The sequence below is a fragment of the Streptomyces sp. LS-MS-L19 genome, from assembly GCF_058382285.1.
Map to the genome: position 1 here is coordinate 3901504 of NZ_JBYCLL010000001.1, position 26389 is coordinate 3927892.

Sequence of the window (26389 nt, forward strand, 5' to 3'; positions counted from 1 at the left end):
ACCCGGGCACCGCAGCTTCAACGCACCGCCGACGCCCAGGCACCGCAGCCTCAACCCGCTACAGCACCCCCGGCACCGTCAGCCCATCCGCTACGACGCCCCTCGCACCGTAGGAACTACTTCTTGCGCCGCCCCCGACCACGGGACTGCTTCCTGCGCTCCGCGCGCGTGAGGCCGTCCGCCTCGGAGCGCACCGGCTCGTCGTCGTCGGCGAACTCGCCCTCGACGACACCGCCCTCGCCGTCCACCGTCGGCGCGGAGAAGTGCAGGTCCCGGCGCTGCGGAGCGTCGAGCCCCTTCGCGCGGATCTCGGGACGCGCGCCGGCCTGCGCCGGAACCGCGTCCTTCTTGTCGAGCGACGGCGCGGTGTCCTCGACGGGGACCTCCTCGACCTGCTGCTCGACCTGGACCTCCAGGTTGAACAGGTAGCCGACGGACTCCTCCTTGATGCCCTCCATCATGGCGGTGAACATGTCGAAGCCCTCGCGCTGGTACTCGACCAGCGGGTCCTTCTGGGCCATCGCGCGCAGGCCGATGCCCTCCTGGAGGTAGTCCATCTCGTAGAGGTGCTCACGCCACTTGCGGTCCAGGACCGACAGCACGACCCGGCGCTCCAGCTCGCGCATGATCTCGGAGCCGAGCTGCGCCTCACGCGCCTCGTACTGCTCGTGGATGTCGTCCTTGATGGACTCGGAGATGTACTCGGCGGTCAGACCCGCGCGGTCGCCGGCGGCGTCCTCCAGCTCCTCGACGGTGATCTTCACCGGGTAGAGCTGCTTGAACGCGCCCCACAGCCGGTCGAGGTCCCAGTCCTCCGCGAAGCCCTCGGCGGTCTCCGCCGCGACGTACGCGTCGATGGTGTCGTCCATGAAGTGCACGATCTGCTCCTGCAGATCCTCGCCCTCCAGGACGCGGCGCCGCTCGCCGTAGATGACCTCGCGCTGCCGGTTGAGGACCTCGTCGTACTTCAGGACGTTCTTACGGGTCTCGAAGTTCTGCTGCTCGACCTGCGACTGGGCGGACGCGATCGCGCGCGTGACCATCTTGTTCTCGATCGGCACGTCGTCCGGGACGTTCGCCATCGACATCACGCGCTCGACCATCTGGGCCTTGAACAGCCGCATCAGGTCGTCACCCAGGGAGAGGTAGAAGCGGGACTCACCGGGGTCGCCCTGACGGCCGGAACGACCGCGCAGCTGGTTGTCGATACGGCGCGACTCGTGCCGCTCGGTGCCGAGCACGTAGAGACCGCCGAGCGCCTCGACCTCTTCCTTCTCGGCCTTGACGGCCTGCTCGGCCTTCTCCAGGGCGGCGGGCAGGGCCTGCGCCCACTCCTCGATGTGCTCCTCGGGGTCGAGGCCGCGCTGGCGCAGCTCCGCGTCGGCGAGGTCCTCGGGGTTGCCGCCGAGCTTGATGTCGGTACCACGGCCGGCCATGTTCGTGGCGACGGTGACCGCGCCCCTGCGGCCGGCCTGGGCGACGATGGTCGCCTCACGGTCGTGCTGCTTGGCGTTCAGCACCTCGTGCTGGACGCCGCGCTTGGAGAGCTGCTGGGAGAGGTACTCGGACTTCTCGACCGACGTCGTACCGACGAGGATCGGCTGGCCCTTCTCGTGCTTCTCGACGATGTCGTCGACGACCGCCTCGAACTTCGCGACCTCGGTGCGGTAGATCAGGTCCGACTGGTCCTTGCGGATCATCGGCCGGTTCGTGGGGATCGGGACCACGCCGAGCTTGTAGATCTGGTGGAACTCGGCGGCCTCGGTCATGGCCGTACCGGTCATGCCGCACAGACCGGGCTGTTCCTTGCCGTTGTGGTCGTGGCGCTTGTAGAGGCGGAAGAAGTTCTGGAGGGTGATCGTGGCGAGGGTCTGGTTCTCGTCCTTGATGTCCACCCCTTCCTTCGCCTCGATCGCCTGGTGCATGCCCTCGTTGTAACGGCGGCCGGCGAGGATACGGCCGGTGTGCTCGTCGACGATCATGACTTCGCCGTCCATGACGACGTAGTCCTTGTCCTTCTTGAAGAGCTCCTTCGCCTTGATGGCGTTGTTCAGGTAGCCCACCAGAGGGGTGTTCACCGACTCGTAGAGGTTGTCGATGCCCAGCCAGTCCTCGACCTTGCTGACACCGGACTCGTGGATGGCGACCGTGCGCTTCTTCTCGTCGACCTCGTAGTCGCCGGTCTCCTCGATGCCCTTGAGGGGGTTGCCCGCCTCGCCCTTCTTCAGGCGCAGGACCAGCTTGGCGAAGTCGCCGTACCACTTGGTGGCCTGGTCGGCCGGGCCGGAGATGATCAGCGGCGTACGGGCCTCGTCGACGAGGATGGAGTCGACCTCGTCGACGATGGCGAAGTTGTGGCCGCGCTGGACGAGTTCGTCCTTGGACCACGCCATGTTGTCGCGCAGGTAGTCGAAGCCGAACTCGTTGTTCGTGCCGTAGGTGATGTCGCACGCGTACTGCTCGCGGCGCTGGGCGGGCGTCATGTTGGCGAGGATGCAACCGACGCTCAGGCCCAGGAACTTGTGGACGCGACCCATCATCTCGGAGTCGCGCTCGGCCAGGTAGTCGTTGACCGTGATGAGGTGGACGCCCTTGCCGGAGATCGCGTTCAGGTACGCGGGCAGGGTGCCGACGAGGGTCTTGCCCTCACCGGTCTTCATCTCGGCCACATAGCCGAGGTGCAGGGCGGCGCCACCCATGATCTGCACGTCGTAGTGGCGCTGGCCCAGGGCGCGCTTGGCACCCTCGCGCACGGTGGCGAAGGCCTCGGGCATCAGGTCGTCCAGGCTCTCACCGTCGGCGTACCGCTGCTTGTACTCATCGGTGAGGGCCCGCAGCTCGGCGTCGGAGAGGTCGACGAAGTCCTCTTCGATGGAGTTGACCTGGTCCGCGATGCGGTGCAGCTTGCGCAGGATCTTGCCTTCGCCTGCACGCATGATCTTCGAGAGGACGGACACGGGGGTTGGTCTCCTTGCCGGTCGGGCCTGGGACGGTCGGTTTCCATTTCACTTACTGAGCAACGGCCATCGTATGCGAGGACCCCACCACGCCGGGAGGCCTGCCGGGTACGCCGACCGTCAGCTCTTTCAAATCTGCTTCAAAGGTGACAACGGACGGGGAACGCCGATGGTGCCGCGTCCCGCTCACGAATTGCGCGAATTGTGATCGCGCGCTCACTCACAGCAAAAATGATGGCGCCTTCACCGAACACCTGAGCAGAATCAGCCGATGGACCCCGTCACCCTCACCACGGACCGCCTCCTGCTGCGCTCGCCCGGCCCGCAGGACACCGCGACCGTGCTCACCGCCGTGCAGGACCCCGACATCCTGCGCTGGACGACCATCCCCTCGCCGTATCTGCCCGAGCACGCCCAGGGCTTCACCGAGCAGTTGGTCCCGCAGGGCTGGGCCAACGACACGATGTTCACCTGGGGCCTCTTCCTCCCCGAAGGGGAGGACCTGGTGGGCATGCTCGGCCTGACCATGCGGGGGCCGGCCATGGCCGAGATCGGCTACTGGGCCGTCAAGGAGCACCGTGGCCAGGGCTACATCACCGAGGCCGTCCTCGCCGCCTCCCGCTGGGCCGTCACCGAACTGTCCGTCGACCGCGTGGAGTGGCGCGCGGAAGTGGGCAACGAACCCTCGCGCGCGGTCGCGGAGCGCGCCGGTTTCGTCGTCGAGGGCGTCATGCGCTCCGGGATCGCCCACCAGGGCATCCGCCGGGACTGCTGGATCGGCGCGCTGCTCCCCTCCGACCTGGGCCTGCCGTCGACAGCGCAGTACCTGCCGGCGCCTCGGTAGTCCCCCACCCCGGGTGGAACCGCAGGTCACCCCGCACTGTCAGTGCCGACCTCTATCGTTCGGACCCATGACGACCCCGCGTCCCACCACCGACCTCTCGGCCGACGAGGCCCGTCGTATCGTGCTGCGTGCCCAGGGTTTCCTGGGGACCCCCGACCGGCGGGCCGGAGTCCGTGGCGTCCTCCGCCACCTCGGCGCGGTCCAGCTCGACACCATCTCGGTCCTCGCCCGCTCCCATGAGCTGATCCCGTACGCCCGCCTGGGCGCGGTGGGCCGCAAGACGGTGGAGAACGCCTACTGGACGGACACGCACGCCTTCGAGTACTGGTCGCACGCGGCCTGCATCCTCCCCATCGAGGAGTGGCCCCACTTCGCCTTCCGCCGCCGCGCCTACCGCAGCCGTCCGCACTGGAACCACCAGCTCCCGGAGGGCACCTACGAGCAGGTCGTCAAGCAGCTGCGCACCGAAGGCCCCCTCACCGCCACGGAGTTGGGCGGCGCGAAGAAGACCAGCGAGTGGTGGGACTGGTCCGGCACCAAGGTCGCCGTCGAACGTGCCCTGATGTACGGCGAGGTGGTCTGCGTGGAGCGCCGCGGCTGGAAGCGGGTGTACGACCTCGCCGAGCGCGCCGTCCCCGCCGACCTGCTCCATGACGAGCTGGACGACACCGAGTGCGTACGCCGCCTGGTTCGTCTCGCCGGCCAGTCCCTGGGCGTCGGGACCCGCGCGGACATCGCCGACTACCACCGCCTCAAGGGCGAGCAGGTCGACGCGGTGATCGCCGATTCCGGCCTGGTGCCGGTCACCGTCGAGGGCTGGGGCAAGCCGGCCTGGGCCGACCCCGCGGCCCTGGAGACGGTCCCGCGCGGCCGCCACCGCACCACCCTGCTGTCCCCGTTCGACTCCCTGATCTGGGAACGCGCGCGTACGGAGCGGATCTTCGGCTTCACCCACCGCTTGGAGGCTTACGTCCCCAAGCCCAAGCGGATCCACGGCTACTTCGCGATGCCGGTACTGGCCGGTGGCCGTCTCGTCGGCCGCGTGGACCCGGCCCGCGAGGGCGGCGCGCTGGTGGCCAGGCAGGTCAGCCTGGACAGCCCGAAGGCGGTCCCGGCGGTGGCGCAGGCCCTGGTGGAGGCGGCGAGCTGGGTGGACTGCACAGACGTACGCGTGGAGCGGGTGGACGCTCCCGAACTCCGCGAGCCCCTCGTGAAGGAGGTCGCGCTCCGCGTGAAGGAGCTAGCGGATCTCTAGGATCTTCTCGCGCATCGCGTAGACGACGGCCTCCATCCTGGAGTGCAGCTGCAGCTTCTCCAGGATGTTGCGCACGTGGTTCTTCACGGTGTTCTCGGAGATGAACAACTCCTTGGCGATGTCACGGTTGTTCATCCCGGTGGCGACCAGCTTGAGGACCTCCAGCTCCCGGTCGGTCAGCCGCGGGGCGGGCACGAGGCGGCGCTCGTCCGTCCGCTGGATCATCGACTTGAACTCGGTGAGCAGCTTCGACGCCATGGAGGGGCTGATCTGCGACTGCCCGTCGGCCACGGCGCGAATGGCGGTGGCGACCTCGTCCGTCGAGATCTCCTTGAGGAGGTACCCGGTCGCGCCGGCCTTGATCGCGTCGTAGAGGTCGGCTTCCTCGTCGCTGATCGTCAGCATGATGATCTTGGCGCTGGGTGCCACCTCCTTGATGGAGGTGCAGGCCTCGATCCCGCCCCGCTTGGGCATCCGGACGTCCATCAGAACGATGTCCGGCAGCAGGTCGGCGGCCTTGTCGACGGCCTCCGCGCCGTCACCCGCCTCACCGACGACCTGGATGTCCTCCTCGGCCGCGAGCACGATCTCCAGTCCACGCCGGAAGAGCGCATGGTCGTCCACGACCAGAACCCGGATGGGTTCCTTGCGTGGGGAGCCCACGTCCGTGCCCATGTCGACGACGCCGTCGTCGGCGCCCTCGCCGCGCAGCGGTCCGAAGCTGTCCGCCATCGTTCCTCCCCCTGAAGGCTGTGGCTGGTCCTGTGCCATCGCCAACCCAAGGCAACGGCCCACCGGTTGGGCCGGTACGGCCATGATTCCATGCCCGGACGACAGTGAGGTGACAGAGCGAGGCGCGAAACGGTCGCACGCGGGTGCCCCTGGGGGCGCACACGCGCTCCAGGGGCACCGGCTCAGCTGTCATCCGGGAGGGTCAGCTTCCCGTCGTGCCGCCGGGCGCGGGAGAGTGCGCCCGGGCGACCATCGGGTCCGTGCTCAGGTGGATGACGCCGTAGTCGTAGGCGTGTCGCCGGTAGACGACACTCGGTTCCTTGGTCTCGGAGTCGACGAACAGATAGAAGTCGTGCCCGACCAGCTCCATCTCGTAGAGCGCCTGGTCGAGGGTCATCGGGGAGGCGACATGGGTCTTCTCGCGGACGACGAGGGGGCCTTCACCCTTGATCTCCAGCGAGCCGATCTTCTTGGTGGGTACGCCCTCCGGCTCTTCCTCGTGCACGGGGTGGCCGTTGCCGTTGAGCGTCGCCGCGTCCGGAACGTGGTCCGGGACCTCCGCCGCCGTGAGTCGTCGTGCGCCGCGCCGTGTGTGGCGCTTGTCGTGCTGCTTGCGCAGCCTGGCGTCCAGCTTCTCCGCCGCCAGGTCGAGTGCCGCGTACGGGTCGCTGGCTGCCGCTTCCGCCCGGATCACCGGACCGCGGGAGCGGAGCGTGATCTCCACTCGGTCACAACGGTCGGCCTGTCGGGGGTTCGGCTCCTTGGACACCTCGACGTCGAGGCTGATCACCTTGCCATCGAGCTTCTGGATCTTCTCCAGCTTCAGCTTCTCGGCCACGTGCTTGCGGAACCGCTCGGGCACCTCGGTCTTGCGGCCCTTGACGACGATGTCCACGCAGAACTCCGTTCCCGGATCGCTCCGCCTCGATGCGGAGCATCTCCCTTTTGCACCAGGCTCCGGTGAGCCCCGGAACCTCGGACTCGGTGACTTCCACCTCCTCCCCCGCGGGCAAGATCTCCATTCCACCGTCGCGGGTGATGGTGGAAAATCCCGCGGCACGGCATTCGGATTTGCGAGGTGTGGCCTGCGCCTTTCTCTCACAACCGAACATATCTCGCCCGGACGGATGTCGTCACCCTCTACCGCGGCGTACCTCCGTTCAGGTGAATTGGTCCTCTCGCAACCTGCAACGATGCAACTTCGCAGTCAGTTCCGGTTTATTTCGAAAGAATCAGGCGGGGCCGCGACCACAGCCGCGCAGATCACGTCACGGACGCCAACGGCGCCCGCCGCGGCCTCCAGGCAGTGCTCCCGGGCCGTGTCCTCCTCCGTCCCTGCGACCATCCGTTCCCCCATGCCTTCCCGAGTTGCAGCCGTGTACACGACGCGCTTCCCGTCACTCCCGCATCCACCCACTTCCCGCACCCCGCGAGGCCCACTCAGCTCCCGCTGCCGTCCACTACGGGACTGGTCCGACTGCTGCTGCTGTCGACCCTGGAGCCCGCCCGGATCCGGCTGCCATGAGCCGTACCGCCCAGCTGTCCGAGGAGTCGCAGGCGGAGCAGACCGGCCACCCGTCTCCGACTGCCCATGAACACCCCGCCCATCCCTCACCGCCCGCGCTCGATCACGCCAACCATCCATCGCCACCTGCGCGTCAGCACTCCACCCCTCCACCTCCGACCGCCGAGGCCCGGTCCGGGCACCCGCCTCCGACTGCCACCGCCCGGTCCAGGCACCCGCCTCCGACTGCCGATCGCTGACCCCCGCACCCGCCTCCGACTCCGACTGCCGATACCCGGCCCTCGCTCCTGACTCCGGCCGCCGATCGCCAGCCCCCGCGCCGGACTCCGAGTGCCGATACCCGACCCCCGCACCGGATTCCTGCCGATCCCCGGCCCCCGCACCCGAATCCGGCCGCCGACACACAGCCCCCGCACCCGACTCCGCCGGCCGAAGCCCACCACGCCCACCCCGCCGAGCGCCCCCTGCACCCACCCCCTGTTGCCGTTGATCACGGCGCCCGACCGCCATCTGTTCACCGCGAGACGTGACCTGGTTCCGCCGATGCCCCACCTGTTCCCCGCGAAGCCCGCCCTGTTCCCCGCGCACCTCGCCCCGTCCACCACAAACCTCGCCCCGTCCACCACGACCCCCGCCCTGCTCCCCGCGAAGCCCCACCCGTTCTCCCCGAAGCTCGCCCTGCTCCCCCCGAACCCCGCCCCCCGAACCGCCGTACCCCACACGTTCCCTCTCCCGCGCCTCCCCGACAGCCCGCGCCGCCTCCGCCAGGGATGCCCCCGTCGTCATCAGGTCGTCGACCAGCACGACCAGGCCTTCGCACAGCAGCCGCCCGCCACCCGGAACCACCGTCAACGCACCGGCGAGGTTGTCCATCCGCTGCCGGGAGGTGAGCCCCGACTGGTCGGCCACACCCCGTCGCTGCCGCAGGACAGCCACCACCCGCGCCGGCATCCCCGCCCGCCGCAGCTCCCCCGCCGCCGCAAGCGCGATGCGCCGGGCCGGATCATGCCCCCGCGCCCGAACGGCCCGCCGGGCGGACGGCACGGGAACGAGCAGCACGGGCACTCCGGGCCACCCGACCCCAAGGGAGGCGTCCGACCGCATCGCACCACCACCCCCGCCCCACTGCCCCGACCCCGGGGACCCCTCCCACGCCGACCCCTCACCGTCCGTCTCACAGACCTCCCGCACCCCTGCCCACACAGCCCCCGCCAGCGCCAAGCCGAGCGGCCCCGCGAGCCCCAACGCCCCTCGCTCCTTGTGCGCCAACAGCACCGCCCGCACCGCATCCGCATACCGAGCCGCCGCATGCACGACCGGCAGTCCGGACGGCTCCGGCGCCGGTCGCACCCGGCGCGGTGCGGCCCCGTACAGGGCGGCACGGCACTCAGGACACAGCGCCGTGCGAGGCCTCCCGCAGCCTCCGCACTCGGCCGGCAGCACCAGACCGGTGAGGTCCTGCCACCACCCCCGCATGCCCACCACTGTGCCAATGCCGGAGCCGCCCGACCACCCCTGTGGATAACCCCCTGTGGAAAACCCAGCCTTCTATACGAACAGCAGTTCCCACCTCAAATAGCGGCCCCATACAAGCAATCGCCCCACCCTCCGAACAGCCCGCCATTCATCCCCGAAACAACGAGAACGCCGAATCCGCGCCGCCCTCAACGAATCCGCCCCAACCCCAGAACAACAAAAGGAGCGGCCACCCCACCGGGTCTCCCCCGGCAAAAGCAGCCGCTCCGGACAACACGGTCCCCGTCAGCAAGATCTCAGCAACGCACGCCCCAGCACCCCGCCCCCGGCACCTCCGCGCGTCACTCCGCCCCCAGCACCTCCACGTCACCCACCCTCATCGCCCCCGCGGCCACTCACACGAGTCGCGTCACCCCGGATACACCGGCGCCGTCCCGTCCGCGTCCACCTTCTGCCACTGCGCCCCGGACGGCAGCCGTACGATCCCGTCCTCCGAGTACGCCACCAACGGCATCTCGTCGTCCTCCGACGCGGCGATCTCCTTCACGCCCGTCAGCGCGGCCGGCGGCGGCCCCTCGGGCGTGGAGCCGTCGACCTGGACGTACCGCGTCTGCTGCACTCCGCCCTGCTCGCGCCCGACCACCACGAGCCTGCTGTCACCGGCCCACGACATGGTCGTGACCTCTTCCAGCTCCGGCGTCGTGGAGCGCAGTCCCCGCACCGAGACGCTCCGCGCGTCCCCGGTCCTGCCCTCCCGCTCGATCCGGCCGACGAACAGCGACTGCTTGCCGCCCTTCTCGACGACGAGCGCGATCCGCACCCCGTCCGCGGCCACCCGCACATCCTTGATCCGCCCGTCCAGCCCGGGCGTCTCCACCGTCAGCGGCTTGCCCGCGCCCTCCTTGAACAGCAGCAGCCGCGGATCGGCGGGATTCCGGTCGGCCACCCACAGGTCGCCCTCGATGTCCCAACTCGGCGTGGTCAGCGGGGCATCCGCCGTCTTGCCACCGCTGACCAGCACGGGATCCCCGAGCGACCCGCCCGACACCAGCGACCCGACGTACAGCGACTTGCCGTCGAGACCGACCCCGGCGGCCATGTGCTCGTCGCGCGAGACGGCCACCGACCGCAGGTCCTTGTCGCCGTCGCCCAGCGCGCCCGGCACCGCCAGCGGCTTCGCCTTCGTACCGCCCTCTTCCGGGACGGCAGGCGTCCGTACCAGCCGATGCGCACCGTTCACGAAGTACAGGTACTGCGGCTTCACAACCGAACCGCGCGTGGCGACACCGTTGGCGTCGTTCATGCCGACCGTGCACAACATCTTGCGGCCCGCCTGCAGGTCGACCGTCTCCACGGCCGGAGTGAGGTTCTGCAGGGTGAACAGCAGCTGACCGGCCATGGCTTGGCACCGGTCCGGACTGACGTGCGCGGCCTTGTCGTTGAGCGGCACCGTCAGCGCGCCCCGGTCGTCGGGAGTCATCGACGAGGCCCCCTTCTGGAGGGCCGTACCCGTGGGGAAGCTGGTCCTGACGACGGGGTCGAGCCAGCTCGTCGGCCCGCTGAGCAGGGACCGCACCACCTGCGTCACGGGGTCCACCCGCTCCCGCACATACACCGGGTCGGCGACCGCCACGGTCTGCGGAGCCGTCGGCGCCTTGGTGTCCGAGGCGAAGTAGTACTTGTTGACGGACACGTAGTTGCGCTGGAAGTCCGACTTCCCCATGACGACGCCCTGCGGAGGGGTGTCGATCCGCCACTGCTTGGTCTTCTTGTCCTGCACGAGGTGCACGGTCTCGCGGTACTCACCGGACGTCGGCGTGTACGACTGCTGCGCGTCCACCACGGCCACCTTGGTGCCGATCAGCGTGAACCACGTGCCGTCGGCCTGCTCCCGGTCGGCGGGCCGCACTATGTCGGCACCGGGCCCGTCGTCGAGCACCGTGGTGGACGCCCCCGGCTGCCACTTCTTCTGCGCGGCGGGGGTCAAGTACCTGCGGGCCGTCTCATAGTGGGGATCGTCGCTGGTCAGAGCCTCGAGGAAGCCCTGCACGATGTCCGTGGGCTCGGCGTCCTCCTGCGGCGGCATCGCGAAGACCCGCACCGGCGTGTCCTGCCGCGGCGTGGAATCCACCCCGCGCAGATCGCCGCTGTCCGGCATGGAGGCGCACCCCGCCAGCAGTACGACCCCGCACGCGGCGTACGCCACCGCGCGCCCCGGCGTGCGCCGGCCGCTCCTTTCGCGGTCAGCGTCCACGGAAGGCCTCCCCCTGCTGCTCGTACGACTCCCGCGACCCGCCGTCCGGACGGCTCGCCGCCCCACCGCTGCCCGCGTCACCACTGCCCGCACCACCGCCGTCCCGCGTGGACGGCCGCGCGCTCGACGCGGGCCGCGGCACCACACGCGAGCCATTGCCCGGCAGCGCCGTCGGATCGGCCGTGGGTGTCACCGCGCCCGGACGCGGCGCTATCGGATCCCGCGAGGTCACCGGGCCGCTCGTCGGCTGGACCGGCACAGTGGCCGTCTTGTCCGCACCCCCGCGCGGCAGACCGGCGTCATCAAGTCCGCGATTGCGCCGCGAGTCCTTGGGCTCCAGCGGTATCGGCGAGCCCCTCAGGGGCTCGTCGGCCGTCCTGGGCAGCGTCAGCCGGAACTGCGAACCGCCGCCCGGCTCACCCCACGCCTGCAGCCAGCCACCGTGCAGCCGCGCGTCCTCCAGGGCGATGGACAGCCCGAGGCCCGTACCGCCGGTGGTACGCGCGCGTGCCGGGTCGGCCCGCCAGAAGCGGCTGAACACGCGTGTGGCCTCGCCGGGCTTGAGCCCGACGCCGTAGTCGCGCACCGCGACCGCGACCGCCCCTCCGGCCGCCGCCAGCTTGACGAGGACGTCCTTGCCCTCGCCGTGCTCGACGGCGTTGACGACGAGATTACGCAGCACCCGCTCGACCCGCCGGGCGTCGGCCTCCGCGACGACGGGCTGCTGATCGCCCAGCACCCGGATCGTCGTGCCCTTGCGCTCGGCGAGCGGCTCGGCCCCGCCGACCACCCGCCGCACGACCTCCCTGAGGTCTATCGGCTCGGCCTCCAGCGCCGCCGCGCCCGCGTCGAACCGGCTGATCTCCAGCAGGTCCGCGAGCAGCGTCTCGAACCGGTCCAGCTGGTCCGCGAGCAGCTCCGCCGACCGCGCGGTCATCGGATCGAAGTCCTCGCGCGCGTCATGGATCACGTCCGCGGCCATCCGTACGGTCGTCAGCGGGGTCCGCAGCTCGTGCGACACGTCCGACACGAACCGCCGCTGCATCCGCGACAGGTCCTCCAATTGCTGGATCTTCAACTGAAGGTTCTGCGCCATCTTGTTGAAGGCCTCACCGAGACGCGCGATGTCGTCCTCACCGGTGACCTTCATCCGCTCCTGGAGCCGCCCGGCGGACAACCGCTCCGCGATCCCGGCCGCCATCCGCACCGGCGTGACGACCTGCCGCACCACGAGCCAGGCAATGGCTCCGAGGAGTACGACGACGAAGAGCCCGGCGGTCGCCAGGGTGCCCTTGACCAGGCTGAGCGACTTCTCCTCCTGGGTGAGCGGGAAGAGGTAGTACAGCTGGTACGGGTCCCCGTTGGGGTCGTTGACCTGCTTGCCGATGACCAGGGCCGGCTGGGACTCCTGGCCGGTGTCGTAGGTGATGCGGGTGTAGCTCTGGGCGGCGGTGGTACTGGCGTCGACCTTCGCGCGCAGCGCCTCGGGCACGCTGGCCGTCGGGTCGACGTCACCGGAGGCACGCGGTCCGCGCCCGCTGCCGCTGTCGCCGCCGACGGGCAGGGTGACCACGTCGAAGGCGCCCTGGCCGCCGCTGGAGAGCGAGTAGACGAGGTTGCTCATCCACTCGATGACGAACTGGTCGGACTGGTCGTCGGCCGCCGTGGCCGCGTCGTCGGTCCCGGCGCCCGCCTCGTCCGCCTTCTGCTTGGCCACCGCGAACCCGCCGGTGGCCTGGCTCTGCGAGGCCTTGACCTTGGCGTCGAGCAGGCCGTTGCGCACCTGCCCGATGACGACGAAGCCCAGCAGAAGGACCACACCGAGCGACATCAGCAGGGTCGTGGCGACGACCTTGAGCTGGATGTTGCGCCGCCACAGCCGCATCACCGGCAGCAGCGGCCGGCGCACCCAGCGCATGAAGAGCCTCAGGACCGGACTGCCCTGGACTCCGCCCTGCAGCAGCCCGCCCTCGAGGAAGCGTCCCCAGCGGGAACCCGCCGACGTCCGCCCGACAGGCCGCCCCGCACTCGCCCCGGTCCGCCCGGGCGACGAAGCGGCACTGTCTCCGGACATGTCAGCTGGGCCCTGCCTTGTAACCCACACCACGGACGGTCACCACGATCTCCGGCCGCTCCGGGTCCTTCTCGACCTTGGAGCGCAGCCGCTGTACATGCACGTTCACGAGCCGAGTGTCGGCGGCGTGCCGATAGCCCCACACCTGCTCGAGCAGCACCTCACGCGTGAACACCTGCCACGGCTTGCGCGCGAGCGCGACCAGCAGGTCGAACTCCAGCGGCGTCAGCGCGATCGACTGCCCGTCCCGCTTCACGGAGTGCCCGGCCACGTCGATGACCAGATCCCCGATGGCGAGCTGCTCGGGAGCCGGCTCCTCCGACCTGCGAAGCCGTGCCCGGATCCGAGCCACGAGCTCCTTCGGCTTGAACGGCTTCACGATGTAGTCGTCGGCGCCGGACTCCAGCCCCACGACGACATCGACGGTGTCGCTCTTGGCCGTCAGCATCACGATCGGCACCCCGGACTCCGCCCTGATCAGGCGGCACACCTCGATACCGTCCCGCCCGGGCAGCATCAGGTCCAGCAGCACCAGATCCGGCTTGGCCTCGCGGAACGCGGCCAGCGCCTTGTCACCGTCGGCTACGAAAGACGGCTCAAAACCTTCACCACGCAGCACGATGCCCAGCATCTCGGCAAGTGCGGTGTCGTCGTCGACGACAAGGACTCGTCCCTTCATAAACGACATCATCCCATTCTCGTAACAGTGACCGGGGCGCTGGTGAGGGAGGTCACTGACCTGTGACGATAGTCGTATGGGGTCGCTACTGTCTGCGGTTCGTGCCTCGGCGGACCGCGTCGTCCCCGTTCCTCGATCAGCTGATCGTCGCCTGCCGGGCCCTGGCACACAGCTCAGCAAGTGCCTCAGTGGTCACCGGCGACACCACTCCCTCCTCTGTCACGATCGCCGTCACCAGCTCCGGCGGTGTCACATCGAAAGCCGGGTTGTAGGCCTGTGTACCCAGCGGCGCCACCGGAATCCCGCCGCCGGCCCCGCCTCCCGCCACCGGCACCTGGGGCGCCGCGATCTCGGTGACCTCGTGCCCGGCCCGCTGCTCGACCTCGATCGACGCCCCGTCCGGCGTGTCCGGATCCACCGTGGTCAGCGGTGCCACCACGATGAACGGCACATGGTGATACCGCGCGAGCACCGCGAGCGGATAGCTCCCGACCTTGTTCGCCACCGAGCCGTCGGCGGCGATCCGGTCCGCACCGATCAGCACCGCGTCCACCTCCCCGGCCGCGAACAGCGAGCCCGCCGCGTTGTCGGTCAGCAAGGTGTACGCCATCCCGCTGCGCGCCGCCTCGTACGCCGTCAGCCGGGCGCCCTGGAGCAGGGGACGCGTCTCGTCCACCCACAGCCGCCGCAGCCGCCCCGCCCGGTGCGCCGCGAGAGCCACGGCGAACGCCGTCCCCTCACCGCCCGACACCAGCGAACCGGTGTTGCAGTGCGTCAGGATCCGGTGCCCACCACCCGGCAGCAACTCGTCCAACAGCGTCAGCCCGCGCTCGGCCATCGCCGCGCTGGCCGCCGCGTCCTCCTGGTGCAGCCCGCGCGCCGCCGCCAGCACCGCCGCGGCCGCCTGCTCCTGATCGCCGCTGCGGGCGAGCTCGGCCCGGTAGGCGTCCTGCGCCCTGCGCACCCCGACCGCCAGGTTCACCGCGGTCGGACGCGCACCGGCCAGCACGGTCGCCGCCTCGTCCACGTCGAACCCGCGCGCGGCGGCGAGCGCGACCCCGTATGCCCCCGCGATCCCGAGCAACGGCGCCCCGCGCACAGCGAGCGACCGGATCGCCTCCACCAGCGCGGACGCGTCCGTGCAGACCAGTTCGACCTCCTCGGCCGGCAGTCTCGTCTGGTCGAGAAGCACCAGTACAGGACCTTCCGGTGGCTCCTCCCAGCGGATCGCCGGTATCTCGGTGGGCTTGCTGTCCTCGCCGGTTTGCGCGTACTGATCAGCCATGCCGTCAGTCTGCCCCTTGTCCGGCGGAGTATTGAAGGTGTGCAGCCCCTACCGCGGCTGGTCCTTCGCCCACCACCCCATGGCACGATGGCTGCCAACCTGCCGCCGCGACCGCGGACGGGCACCGTGAAGGAGCGACGATGAAAGACACTCCGGGCTGGGCCTCGCCCGGATCCGCCCCGTCCGACGGCCACGAGCCCGGCACGCCCGGCCCCACCGAGCCCGGCCCGTCCGGCTCCACCGAGCCCGCCGACGCGAAGCCCGCCGAGCCCGCCGACGCGGCGCAGCCCACCCAGCAGCCGACGGACCCCTCGCAGAACGCCGGCCCGAAGTGGTCCCAGGAACAGCCGCCACCCGCCCAGTGGTCCGCGCCCACAGGTCCCGCCGCTCCCGGCCAGGCCCCTCCCCCACCCCCTCCCGGCCCCGGAGGCTGGGGATCCCCGCCCCCCGCGGGCCCGCCCGGAGGCCAGGGCCCTCAGCCGGGCTGGGGCGGCGGCTACGCCGGTCATCCCGGATACGGCGGCTGGGGCGGCCCCCCGCCCGCGGCCAAACCCGGCGTGATCCCGCTGCGCCCGCTCGGCGTGGGCGAGATCCTCGACGGCGCGGTCTCCACCATGCGCACCTACTGGCGCACGGTCCTGGGCATCTCGCTGACCGTCGCGGTCGTGACCGAGGTCCTGGTCATCCTGCTCCAGGGCTTCGTCCTCAACGACAGCACCGGCACCGAGGGCCTCAGCGACCCCAGTGCCAGCGCCGACGAGGTGACCCGCGCCCTGGGCGAGAGCCTGCTCGGCACCTCGGTCGTCCTCCTGATCTCGCTGATCGGCACGATCGCCGCCACCGCACTGCTCACGACCGTCACCAGCCGGGCCGTGCTCGGCCGCCCCGTCACCACCGGCGAGGCGTGGCGGGACGCCCGCCCGCAAGTGCCCAGGCTGTTCGGCCTGATCTTCCTCCTGCTGCTCATCACCTTCGGCGTGCTCACCGTGGGCGCGCTGCCCGGCATCCTCGTGGCCGTCGCGGGGTCGGACGGAGGCGGTATCGCCCTCGCCGTCCTGGGCGTCCTCGGAGCAGGTGTCGTCGCCGTGTGGCTGATGATCCGCTTCTCCCTGGCCTCGCCCGCGCTGATGCTGGAGAAGCAGAGCATCACCACGTCGATGAAGCGCTCCACCAAGCTGGTCCGCGGCTCCTGGTGGCGCGTTCTCGGCATCCAACTGCTGGCCGCGATCATCTCGAACATCGTCGCGGCGATCGTCGTCCTCCCCTTCAGCTTCCTCGCCGCCGCCCTGAGCGGCGAAGGCCTCAGCGGTTTCGTCGACGGCACCGGCGACCTCGGCTGGACGTTCCTCATCATCAGCGGCATCGGCTCGGTCATCGGCTCCATGATCACCTTCCCGATCTCGGCTGGCGTCACCGTGCTCCTCTACATCGACCAGCGCATCCGCCGCGAGGCCCTCGACCTCGAACTGGCCCGCGCGGCCGGCGTCCAGGGCTACGGCACCGGCACCACTCCCGGGAGCTGATGCGGTGAACCTGCCGGGGGGAGTGCTCACCTTGCTGCGCGCCGGCGACATCTCCGTGCTGTCTTCGGCACGGTCCGCCGACGAACCGCCGCTGACGATCCCGCGCGACCCCGCGCGGGAGGCGGCCCGCCGCGAGCTGTCCAAGCGGATGTACCACGAGAACGACCCCAACTGGTTCCAGCGCGCCCTCAACGCCTTCTGGGACTGGGTGGACAAGCTGTTCAACGCCGCCTCGTCCGCGACACCGGGAGGACCGCTCGGCCTGGTCGTCGTCATCGCCGTCGTCCTCCTGGTCGTCGGCGCCCTGTGGTGGCGCCTGGGCAGCCCGCGCCGCGCGCCGGTCTCCTCCGCCACCCTGTTCGACGACCGCCCCCGCAGCGCCGCCGACCACCGCGCGGCCGCCGAGGCGCACGCCGCCCAGCGCCACTGGAACCAGGCCGTCCAGGAACGCATGCGCGCCATCGTCCGCTCCCTGGAGGAACGCACCCTCCTCGACGTCCGCCCGGGCCGCACCGCGGACGAGGCAGCCGCGGAAGCCGGCCGCGCCCTGCCCTCCCACACGGACCGACTGCGCTCCGCGGCCCGGGACTTCGACGACGTCACATACGGCGGCCGCGCCGCGACCGAGCAGTCGTACCACCGCATCGCCGACCTCGACCGCGACCTGGAACGCACCAAGCCAGTACTCGCGAACAGCACGAGCGGCACGAACAACGCCAACAGCAGCCACAGCGCGGACCAGCCCGCCCGCCAGGGAGCCGCCGAATGACCACCGAGGCCACGCTCCCGTCCACCTCGGCCTCGCCCACCACCCGCCAGGTGTGGACCCGCGCGCGAGGCGTAGTCCTCGCTGTCGTGCTCCTTCTCGTCGCGGCCGTGGCGATCGCGGCGATCCGCTCCGCCGAGCACCACGGCGGCCTCGACCCCCGCTCCGCCGACCCGTTCGGCAGCCGGGCCGTCGCCCAACTGCTCGCCGACCGGGGCGTCGACATCCGCGTGGTCACCACCCTGGACGAGGCACGCGCCGCGGCCGGCCCGGACACCACGCTCCTGATCGCCGTACCCGACTTCCTGACGCACCGCCAGCAGAGCCGACTGCGCTCCGCCACCGCCGACTCCGACGGCCGCACGGTCCTCGTCGCCCCCGGCAGCTGGTCCGTCGAGCGCCTGGCCCCCGGCGTCGTGGCCGACCCCGCCACCAGCCTCGACTCGACCCTCTCCCCCGACTGCGCCTTCCCCGCCGCCCGGCGCGCGGGCACCGCCGACACGGGCGGCATCCGCTACACCGTCACCCACCCCGGCAACGACGAGTGCTACCCCAGCGACCGCCTGCCCACCCTGGTGCGCGTCCCGGCGGCGTCCGGGGACGGCGACACCGTCGTACTCGGCGCGCCCGACATCCTCTACAACGACACGCTCGACAAGCAGGGCAACGCCTCGCTCGCCCTCCAACTCCTCGGCTCCCGCCCCCATCTGGTCTGGTACCTCCCCTCGCTCTCCGACACCTCCGCCGCCGATCCGGCCGAGCAGAAGGACTTCCTCGACCTGCTCCCCTCGGGCTGGCTCTGGGGCACGCTTCAGCTCTTCTTCGCGGCAGCACTCGCCGCCCTGTGGAGGGCACGCCGACTCGGCCCCCTCGTGCCCGAAAAACTCCCCGTGGCCATCCGCGCCTCCGAAACCGTCGAAGGCCGCGCCCGCCTCTACCGCAAGGCGGCCGCCCGCGACCGCGCGGCCACCGCTCTTCGCTCCACCACCCGCACCCGCCTCGCCCCTCTCGTAGGCATCCCCGTCTCCCAGGCGCACGCGCCCGAAGCACTGCTCCCCGCCCTGTCCGCCCACCTGCACACAGAAGGCGACGGACAGCCCCTGCACTCCCTGCTCTTCGGCCCGCCGCCCAGTGACGACGCAGCCCTCATCTCCCTAGCCGACCAACTCGACGCCCTCGAAAGAGAGGTACGCCGTTCATGATGGACCCGACCACTGACAACGCCGGGACCACCGGGAACCCGGACAGCGCCAGGGCCTCCCTGGAAGCCCTGCGCGCCGAGATCGCCAAAGCCGTGGTCGGCCAGGACCCCGCCGTGACCGGTCTCGTCGTCGCCCTCCTCTGCCGCGGACACGTACTACTGGAAGGAGTCCCTGGGGTCGCCAAAACGTTGCTCGTCCGCGCCCTCGCATCCGCATTGGAACTCGACACCAAGCGCGTCCAGTTCACCCCCGACCTCATGCCGAGCGACGTGACGGGCTCCCTCGTCTACGACACCCGCAGTGCCGAGTTCTCCTTCCAACCCGGCCCGGTCTTCACCAACCTCCTCCTGGCCGACGAGATCAACCGCACGCCGCCCAAGACCCAGTCGTCCCTCCTGGAGGCCATGGAGGAGCGCCAGGTCACGGTCGACGGCACCCCCCGCCTCCTCCCCGACCCGTTCCTGGTCGCCGCGACCCAGAACCCGGTCGAATACGAGGGCACCTACCCCCTCCCCGAAGCCCAGCTGGACCGTTTCCTCCTCAAGCTGACGATCCCGCTCCCCTCCCGGCAGGACGAGATCGACGTCCTCACCCGCCACGCCGAGGGCTTCAACCCCCGCGACCTCAAGGCCGCCGGCGTACGCCCCGTAGCGGGCCCCGCCGACCTCGAAGCCGCACGGGCAGCGGTCGCGAAAACCACGGTCTCCCCCGAGATCACCGCGTACGTCGTCGACATCTGCCGCGCCACCCGCGAGTCCCCGTCCCTCACCCTCGGCGTCTCCCCCCGCGGCGCCACGGCCCTTCTGGCCACCTCGCGCGCGTGGGCATGGCTCACCGGCCGCGACTACGTCATCCCCGACGATGTGAAGGCCTTGGCCCTCCCCACCCTCCGCCACCGCGTGCAACTCCGCCCGGAGGCCGAGATGGAAGGCGTCACTCCGGACTCCGTCATCAACGCGATCCTCGCCCACGTCCCGGTCCCCCGCTGATGGCCCTCACCGGACGAGCCGCCCTCATCGCAGCCCTGGGCTCCCTCCCCATCGGCATCTGGGAGCCCAGCTGGACGGGCTTCCTCGCGGTCAACGGCCCCTTGGCGGTGGCCTGCGCCTGCGACTTCGCCCTGGCGGCTCCCGTACGACGACTCGGCCTGATCCGCTCCGGCGACACCTCCGCCCGCCTGGGCGAAACCGCGGACGTCACCCTCACGATCACCAACCCGTCGGGCCGCCCCCTCCGCGCCCACATCCGCGACGCCTGGCCCCCCAGCAGCTGGCAGCCCGGCACCGAGGTGCAAGCCTCCCGCCACCACCTCACGGTCCCCGCCGGCGAACGCCGACGCCTCACCACTCGCCTACGCCCCACCCGCCGCGGCGACCGCCAGGCCGACCGCGTGACGATTCGCTCCTACGGCCCCCTCCGCCTCTTCTCCCGCCAGGGCACCCACAAGGTCCCCTGGACGGTCCGCGTGCTGCCCCCGTTCACCAGCCGCAAGCACCTGCCCTCCAAGCTCGCCCGCCTGCGCGAACTCGACGGCCGCACCAGCGTCCTCACCCGCGGCGAAGGCACGGAATTCGACAGCCTGCGCGAGTACGTCCCCGGCGACGACACCCGCTCCATCGACTGGCGAGCCACCGCCCGGCAGAGCGCTGTCGCCGTACGCACCTGGCGCCCCGAGCGCGACCGCCACATCCTCCTGGTCCTCGACACCGGCCGCACGTCAGCAGGCCGCGTCGGCGACGCCCCTCGCCTCGACGCCTCCATGGACGCGGCCCTGCTCCTGGCCGCCCTCGCGTCCCGCGCCGGCGACCGCGTGGACCTCCTCGCATACGACCGCGGAGTACGCGCCCTGGTCCAGGGCCGCACAGCCAAGGACCTGCTTCCTTCCTTGGTCAACGCGATGGCCCCCCTCGAACCCGAACTCGTCGAAACAAACGCCCGAAGCCTCACGGCCACGGCACTTCGTACGGCCCCTCGCCGCTCCCTGATCGTGCTACTCACGAGCCTCGACGCCGCGCCGATCGAGGAGGGCCTGCTGCCCGTACTCCCTCAGCTCACGCAACGCCACACCGTCCTTCTGGCCTCGGTGGCGGATCCCCACATCGCCCGCATGGCCACAGCCCGTGGAAACACCGAGGCGATCTACGAAGCCGCAGCAGCCGCCCAGGCCCAGACGGAACGTCAGCGCACGGCGGAGCAACTCCGCCGGCACGGGGTGACTGTCGTCGACGCGACTCCTGACGACTTGGCACCGGCGCTGGCAGACGCGTATCTGGCACTGAAGGCAGCGGGACGTTTGTAAACAAAAAAAGGGGGCGCGAGGCGCCCCCTTAAAAACAGAAACCGAAACGCGAAAAGGCCCACACCATAAGGTGTGGGCCTTTTCATCAAAAATTGTTCGGCGGTGTCCTACTCTCCCACAGGGTCCCCCCTGCAGTACCATCGGCGCTGTAAGGCTTAGCTTCCGGGTTCGGAATGTAACCGGGCGTTTCCCTCACGCTATGACCACCGAAACACTATGAAACTCAGACCGGAAAACACACGGTCGTTGCCTCAGAACTAACACAGTGGACGCGAGCAAATATGGACAAGCCCTCGGCCTATTAGTACCGGTCACCTCCAGCGGTTACCCGCCTTCCAGATCCGGCCTATCAACCCAGTCGTCTACTGGGAGCCTTAACCCCTCAAAGGGGGTGGGAATACTCATCTCGAAGCAGGCTTCCCGCTTAGATGCTTTCAGCGGTTATCCCTCCCGAACGTAGCCAACCAGCCATGCCCTTGGCAGAACAACTGGCACACCAGAGGTTCGTCCGTCCCGGTCCTCTCGTACTAGGGACAGCCCTTCTCAATATTCCTACGCGCACAGCGGATAGGGACCGAACTGTCTCACGACGTTCTAAACCCAGCTCGCGTACCGCTTTAATGGGCGAACAGCCCAACCCTTGGGACCGACTCCAGCCCCAGGATGCGACGAGCCGACATCGAGGTGCCAAACCATCCCGTCGATATGGACTCTTGGGGAAGATCAGCCTGTTATCCCCGGGGTACCTTTTATCCGTTGAGCGACGGCGCTTCCACAAGCCACCGCCGGATCACTAGTCCCGACTTTCGTCCCTGCTCGACCCGTCGGTCTCACAGTCAAGCTCCCTTGTGCACTTACACTCAACACCTGATTACCAACCAGGCTGAGGGAACCTTTGGGCGCCTCCGTTACCCTTTAGGAGGCAACCGCCCCAGTTAAACTACCCATCAGACACTGTCCCTGATCCGGATCACGGACCCAGGTTAGACATCCAGCACGACCAGACTGGTATTTCAACGACGACTCCACAACCACTGGCGTGGCCGCTTCAAAGTCTCCCAGCTATCCTACACAAGCCGAACCGAACACCAATATCAAACTGTAGTAAAGGTCCCGGGGTCTTTCCGTCCTGCTGCGCGAAACGAGCATCTTTACTCGTAGTGCAATTTCACCGGGCCTATGGTTGAGACAGTCGAGAAGTCGTTACGCCATTCGTGCAGGTCGGAACTTACCCGACAAGGAATTTCGCTACCTTAGGATGGTTATAGTTACCACCGCCGTTTACTGGCGCTTAAGTTCTCAGCTTCGCCACACCGAAATGTGACTAACCGGTCCCCTTAACGTTCCAGCACCGGGCAGGCGTCAGTCCGTATACATCGCCTTACGGCTTCGCACGGACCTGTGTTTTTAGTAAACAGTCGCTTCTCGCTGGTCTCTGCGGCCACCCCCAGCTCACCAAGTAAATTGGATCACCAGGTGTGGCCCCCCTTCTCCCGAAGTTACGGGGGCATTTTGCCGAGTTCCTTAACCATAGTTCACCCGAACGCCTCGGTATTCTCTACCTGACCACCTGAGTCGGTTTAGGGTACGGGCCGCCATGAAACTCGCTAGAGGCTTTTCTCGACAGCATAGGATCATCCACTTCACCACAATCGGCTCGGCATCAGGTCTCAGACACAAGAGTGGCGGATTTGCCTACCACTCGTCCTACACCCTTACCCCGGGACAACCACCGCCCGGGATGGACTACCTTCCTGCGTCACCCCATCACTCACCTACTGCAAGTCTGGTTCGTCGGCTCCACCACTCCCCTTTGCCCGAAGGCTCCGGGGCGGCTTCACGGACTTAGCATCGCCTGGTTCGATGTTTGACGCTTCACAGCGGGTACCGGAATATCAACCGGTTATCCATCGACTACGCCTGTCGGCCTCGCCTTAGGTCCCGACTTACCCTGGGCAGATCAGCTTGACCCAGGAACCCTTAGTCAATCGGCGCACACGTTTCCCACGTGTGTATCGCTACTCATGCCTGCATTCTCACTCGTGAACCGTCCACCACTGCCTTCCGGCGCAGCTTCACCCGGCACACGACGCTCCCCTACCCATCACAGCAGGCGTTGGCCCTATTGCTGCAATGACACGACTTCGGCGGTACGCTTGAGCCCCGCTACATTGTCGGCGCGGAATCACTAGACCAGTGAGCTATTACGCACTCTTTCAAGGGTGGCTGCTTCTAAGCCAACCTCCTGGTTGTCTCTGCGACTCCACATCCTTTCCCACTTAGCGTACGCTTAGGGGCCTTAGTCGATGCTCTGGGCTGTTTCCCTCTCGACCATGGAGCTTATCCCCCACAGTCTCACTGCCGCGCTCTCACTTACCGGCATTCGGAGTTTGGCTAAGGTCAGTAACCCGGTAGGGCCCATCGCCTATCCAGTGCTCTACCTCCGGCAAGAAACACACGACGCTGCACCTAAATGCATTTCGGGGAGAACCAGCTATCACGGAGTTTGATTGGCCTTTCACCCCTAACCACAGGTCATCCCCCAGGTTTTCAACCCTGGTGGGTTCGGTCCTCCACGAAGTCTTACCTCCGCTTCAACCTGCCCATGGCTAGATCACTCCGCTTCGGGTCTTGAGCGTGCTACTGAAACGCCCTATTCGGACTCGCTTTCGCTACGGCTACCCCACCCGGGTTAACCTCGCAACACACCGCAAACTCGCAGGCTCATTCTTCAAAAGGCACGCAGTCACGAGACATCAAGCAAGCTTGATGTCCGACGCTCCCACGGCTTGTAGGCACACGGTTTCAGGTACTATTTCACTCCGCTCCCGCGGTACTTTTCACCATTCCCTCACGGTACTATCCGCTATCGGTCACCAGGGAATATTTAGGCTTAGCGGGTGGTCCCGCCAGATTCACACGGGATTTCTCGGGCCCCGTGCTACTTGGGTGTCTCTCAAACGAGCCGCTGACGTTTCGACTACGGGGGTCTTACCCTCTACGCCGGACCTTTCGCATGTCCTTCGCCTACATCAACGGTTTCTGACTCGTCCCACGGCCGGCAGACCGTGGAAGAGAGATCCCACAACCCCGCATGCGCAACCCCTGCCGGGTCTCACACGCATACGGTTTGGCCTCATCCGGTTTCGCTCGCCACTACTCCCGGAATCACGGTTGTTTTCTCTTCCTGCGGGTACTGAGATGTTTCACTTCCCCGCGTTCCCTCCACTTGCCCTATGTGTTCAGGCAAGGGTGACAGCCCATGACGACTGCCGGGTTTCCCCATTCGGAAACCCCCGGATCAAAGCCTGGTTGACGACTCCCCGGGGACTATCGTGGCCTCCCACGTCCTTCATCGGTTCCTGGTGCCAAGGCATCCACCGTGCGCCCTTAAAAACTTGGCCACAGATGCTCGCGTCCACTGTGCAGTTCTCAAACAACGACCAGCCACCCATCACCCCGCCCTACAAGGCGAGTTCACTGGGGCCGGCATCCGAAGACAGACCAAACGGCCGTGCCCTCAGACACCCAACAACGTGCCCGACACACTCCCCGCTTCCCTCAACGTTCCACGCTCCGAAGAGCAGTACTAGAAGGAGAAGACGATCAAGTGTGCCGAATAATCAACGTTCCACCCATGAGCAACCACCGCAGAACGTTTGCCTGCGTAGTGGCCTCTGACCGAGCGAACCCGGTAAGAAGTGCTCCTTAGAAAGGAGGTGATCCAGCCGCACCTTCCGGTACGGCTACCTTGTTACGACTTCGTCCCAATCGCCAGTCCCACCTTCGACAGCTCCCTCCCACAAGGGGTTGGGCCACCGGCTTCGGGTGTTACCGACTTTCGTGACGTGACGGGCGGTGTGTACAAGGCCCGGGAACGTATTCACCGCAGCAATGCTGATCTGCGATTACTAGCAACTCCGACTTCATGGGGTCGAGTTGCAGACCCCAATCCGAACTGAGACAGGCTTTTTGAGATTCGCTCCACCTCACGGTATCGCAGCTCATTGTACCTGCCATTGTAGCACGTGTGCAGCCCAAGACATAAGGGGCATGATGACTTGACGTCGTCCCCACCTTCCTCCGAGTTGACCCCGGCGGTCTCCTGTGAGTCCCCGTCACCCCGAAGGGCACGCTGGCAACACAGGACAAGGGTTGCGCTCGTTGCGGGACTTAACCCAACATCTCACGACACGAGCTGACGACAGCCATGCACCACCTGTACACCGACCACAAGGGGGCGACCATCTCTGGCCGTTTCCGGTGTATGTCAAGCCTTGGTAAGGTTCTTCGCGTTGCGTCGAATTAAGCCACATGCTCCGCTGCTTGTGCGGGCCCCCGTCAATTCCTTTGAGTTTTAGCCTTGCGGCCGTACTCCCCAGGCGGGGAACTTAATGCGTTAGCTGCGGCACCGACGACGTGGAATGTCGCCAACACCTAGTTCCCACCGTTTACGGCGTGGACTACCAGGGTATCTAATCCTGTTCGCTCCCCACGCTTTCGCTCCTCAGCGTCAGTAATGGCCCAGAGATCCGCCTTCGCCACCGGTGTTCCTCCTGATATCTGCGCATTTCACCGCTACACCAGGAATTCCGATCTCCCCTACCACACTCTAGCCTGCCCGTATCGAATGCAGACCCGGGGTTAAGCCCCGGGCTTTCACACCCGACGTGACAAGCCGCCTACGAGCTCTTTACGCCCAATAATTCCGGACAACGCTTGCGCCCTACGTATTACCGCGGCTGCTGGCACGTAGTTAGCCGGCGCTTCTTCTGCAGGTACCGTCACTTGCGCTTCTTCCCTGCTGAAAGAGGTTTACAACCCGAAGGCCGTCATCCCTCACGCGGCGTCGCTGCATCAGGCTTGCGCCCATTGTGCAATATTCCCCACTGCTGCCTCCCGTAGGAGTCTGGGCCGTGTCTCAGTCCCAGTGTGGCCGGTCGCCCTCTCAGGCCGGCTACCCGTCGTCGCCTTGGTGAGCCGTTACCTCACCAACAAGCTGATAGGCCGCGGGCTCATCCTTCACCGCCGGAGCTTTCAACCACCCAAGATGCCTTGAGCAGTGGTATCCGGTATTAGACCCCGTTTCCAGGGCTTGTCCCAGAGTGAAGGGCAGATTGCCCACGTGTTACTCACCCGTTCGCCACTAATCCCCACCGAAGTGGTTCATCGTTCGACTTGCATGTGTTAAGCACGCCGCCAGCGTTCGTCCTGAGCCAGGATCAAACTCTCCGTGAATGTTTACCGGATATCCGGTGCACACATCACGAGAGCGGAGCAACCGTCGGAATAAGGCGATCGCTCACAGCGTCCTCGCTGTGTTTTTTCAAAGGAACCTCGTCCCAGCCGATTGACTGGAGACGGGGTATCAACATATCTGGCGTTGATTTTTGGCACGCTGTTGAGTTCTCAAGGAACGGACGCTTCCTTTGTACTCACCCTCTCGGGCTTTCCTCCGGGCTTTTCCCTTCGGTCTTGCGTTTCCGACTCTATCAGACCGTTTCCGGTTCCGATTTCC

14 protein-coding genes, 3 rRNA genes and 1 pseudogene are annotated in these 26389 nt (G+C 67.9%); 7 read left to right on the plus strand and 11 right to left on the minus strand.

All coding sequences use genetic code 11. The features are described from left to right. Positions 1 to 116: 116 nt before the first annotated feature. Positions 117 to 2957, minus strand: a complete 2841-nt coding sequence (gene secA / locus AC2XR2_RS17190; RefSeq protein ID WP_330266544.1) for a preprotein translocase subunit SecA — start codon at positions 2955 to 2957, stop codon at positions 117 to 119. Positions 2958 to 3228: 271 nt separating this feature from the next. On the opposite strand from secA, the gene AC2XR2_RS17195 reads away from it, so the two are divergent. Next, entirely contained in the window at positions 3229 to 3801 is a 573-nt protein-coding gene (locus AC2XR2_RS17195) for a GNAT family N-acetyltransferase (RefSeq protein ID WP_491515511.1), read from the plus strand. 67 nt (positions 3802 to 3868) lie between these two features. Next, positions 3869 to 5056, plus strand: coding sequence for a winged helix-turn-helix domain-containing protein (locus AC2XR2_RS17200; protein WP_491515512.1), 1188 nt, complete (start codon positions 3869 to 3871; stop codon positions 5054 to 5056). Here AC2XR2_RS17200 and AC2XR2_RS17205 read toward each other — a convergent pair. The 7 genes and pseudogenes from AC2XR2_RS17205 to mtnA form a co-directional block, all read right to left on the minus strand. Continuing rightward, complete coding sequence (locus AC2XR2_RS17205; protein ID WP_330266541.1) at positions 5042 to 5788, minus strand: response regulator transcription factor; 747 nt, start codon at positions 5786 to 5788, stop codon at positions 5042 to 5044. The two genes, AC2XR2_RS17200 and AC2XR2_RS17205, sit on opposite strands and share 15 nt — an antisense overlap. Before the next feature lie 202 nt (positions 5789 to 5990). Beyond that, positions 5991 to 6683: a ribosome hibernation-promoting factor, HPF/YfiA family gene (hpf, locus tag AC2XR2_RS17210; protein ID WP_330266540.1), complete on the minus strand. Its 693-nt coding sequence runs from the start codon at positions 6681 to 6683 to the stop codon at positions 5991 to 5993. 1373 nt (positions 6684 to 8056) lie between these two features. After that, a pseudogene (locus tag AC2XR2_RS17215) lies at positions 8057 to 8789 on the minus strand (ComF family protein); the annotation flags it as partial. Positions 8790 to 9198: 409 nt separating this feature from the next. After that, positions 9199 to 11043: an LpqB family beta-propeller domain-containing protein gene (locus AC2XR2_RS17220; protein WP_381305992.1), complete on the minus strand. Its 1845-nt coding sequence runs from the start codon at positions 11041 to 11043 to the stop codon at positions 9199 to 9201. Beyond that, positions 11033 to 13117, minus strand: coding sequence for an MtrAB system histidine kinase MtrB (gene mtrB, locus AC2XR2_RS17225; protein ID WP_491515513.1), 2085 nt, complete (start codon positions 13115 to 13117; stop codon positions 11033 to 11035). The genes AC2XR2_RS17220 and mtrB overlap by 11 nt, the downstream gene beginning before the upstream one ends. A 1-nt stretch (position 13118) precedes the next feature. Then, positions 13119 to 13808 (minus strand): two-component system response regulator MtrA, encoded by a 690-nt coding sequence (gene mtrA / locus AC2XR2_RS17230; protein ID WP_187283109.1) that lies wholly within the window; start codon positions 13806 to 13808, stop codon positions 13119 to 13121. 124 nt (positions 13809 to 13932) lie between these two features. Continuing rightward, positions 13933 to 15081, minus strand: a complete 1149-nt coding sequence (mtnA, locus tag AC2XR2_RS17235) for an S-methyl-5-thioribose-1-phosphate isomerase (protein ID WP_381305997.1) — start codon at positions 15079 to 15081, stop codon at positions 13933 to 13935. A gap of 140 nt (positions 15082 to 15221) precedes the next feature. On the opposite strand from mtnA, the gene AC2XR2_RS17240 reads away from it, so the two are divergent. Genes AC2XR2_RS17240 through AC2XR2_RS17260 form a run of 5 tightly spaced genes read left to right on the plus strand, consistent with a single transcriptional unit; the run spans position 15222 to position 20871 of the window. Next, on the plus strand, positions 15222 to 16604 hold the full coding sequence (locus AC2XR2_RS17240; RefSeq protein WP_491515514.1) for a hypothetical protein: 1383 nt from the start codon (positions 15222 to 15224) through the stop codon (positions 16602 to 16604). Positions 16605 to 16608: 4 nt separating this feature from the next. Then, positions 16609 to 17373, plus strand: a complete 765-nt coding sequence (locus AC2XR2_RS17245; RefSeq protein ID WP_449348218.1) for a DUF4129 domain-containing protein — start codon at positions 16609 to 16611, stop codon at positions 17371 to 17373. After that, the gene (locus AC2XR2_RS17250) at positions 17370 to 18572 is read left to right on the plus strand and encodes a DUF4350 domain-containing protein (protein WP_491515515.1); all 1203 of its coding nucleotides are present in this window, start codon (positions 17370 to 17372) and stop codon (positions 18570 to 18572) included. The genes AC2XR2_RS17245 and AC2XR2_RS17250 overlap by 4 nt, the downstream gene beginning before the upstream one ends. Beyond that, complete coding sequence (locus AC2XR2_RS17255; protein ID WP_330266533.1) at positions 18572 to 19561, plus strand: AAA family ATPase; 990 nt, start codon at positions 18572 to 18574, stop codon at positions 19559 to 19561. The genes AC2XR2_RS17250 and AC2XR2_RS17255 overlap by 1 nt, the downstream gene beginning before the upstream one ends. Then, complete coding sequence (locus AC2XR2_RS17260) at positions 19561 to 20871, plus strand: DUF58 domain-containing protein (RefSeq protein ID WP_491515516.1); 1311 nt, start codon at positions 19561 to 19563, stop codon at positions 20869 to 20871. The genes AC2XR2_RS17255 and AC2XR2_RS17260 overlap by 1 nt, the downstream gene beginning before the upstream one ends. A 94-nt stretch (positions 20872 to 20965) precedes the next feature. On the opposite strand, the gene rrf is transcribed toward AC2XR2_RS17260, so the two are convergent. From rrf to AC2XR2_RS17275, 3 genes are all read right to left on the minus strand, one after another. Continuing rightward, a 5S ribosomal RNA gene (gene rrf / locus AC2XR2_RS17265) occupies positions 20966 to 21082 on the minus strand. A 70-nt stretch (positions 21083 to 21152) separates the two neighbouring features. Beyond that, positions 21153 to 24275, minus strand: a 23S ribosomal RNA gene (locus AC2XR2_RS17270). Positions 24276 to 24583: 308 nt separating this feature from the next. Then, a 16S ribosomal RNA gene (locus AC2XR2_RS17275) occupies positions 24584 to 26109 on the minus strand. Together the 16S, 23S and 5S rRNA genes form the textbook arrangement of a ribosomal RNA operon. Between the last annotated feature and the right edge of the window lie 280 nt (positions 26110 to 26389).

Bases quoted from the DNA above. Each gene is read 5' to 3' on its own strand.
- mtrA (WP_187283109.1), bottom strand. From the start codon at position 13,808: ATGATGTCGTTTATGAAGGGACGAGTCCTTGTCGTCGACGACGACACC.
- mtrB (WP_491515513.1), bottom strand. From the start codon at position 13,117: ATGTCCGGAGACAGTGCCGCTTCGTCGCCCGGGCGGACCGGGGCGAGT.
- mtnA (WP_381305997.1), bottom strand. From the start codon at position 15,081: ATGGCTGATCAGTACGCGCAAACCGGCGAGGACAGCAAGCCCACCGAG.
- AC2XR2_RS17255 (WP_330266533.1), top strand. From the start codon at position 18,572: ATGGACCCGACCACTGACAACGCCGGGACCACCGGGAACCCGGACAGC.
- AC2XR2_RS17195 (WP_491515511.1), top strand. From the start codon at position 3,229: ATGGACCCCGTCACCCTCACCACGGACCGCCTCCTGCTGCGCTCGCCC.
- AC2XR2_RS17200 (WP_491515512.1), top strand. From the start codon at position 3,869: ATGACGACCCCGCGTCCCACCACCGACCTCTCGGCCGACGAGGCCCGT.
- AC2XR2_RS17205 (WP_330266541.1), bottom strand. From the start codon at position 5,788: ATGGCGGACAGCTTCGGACCGCTGCGCGGCGAGGGCGCCGACGACGGC.
- AC2XR2_RS17240 (WP_491515514.1), top strand. From the start codon at position 15,222: ATGAAAGACACTCCGGGCTGGGCCTCGCCCGGATCCGCCCCGTCCGAC.
- AC2XR2_RS17260 (WP_491515516.1), top strand. From the start codon at position 19,561: ATGGCCCTCACCGGACGAGCCGCCCTCATCGCAGCCCTGGGCTCCCTC.
- AC2XR2_RS17250 (WP_491515515.1), top strand. From the start codon at position 17,370: ATGACCACCGAGGCCACGCTCCCGTCCACCTCGGCCTCGCCCACCACC.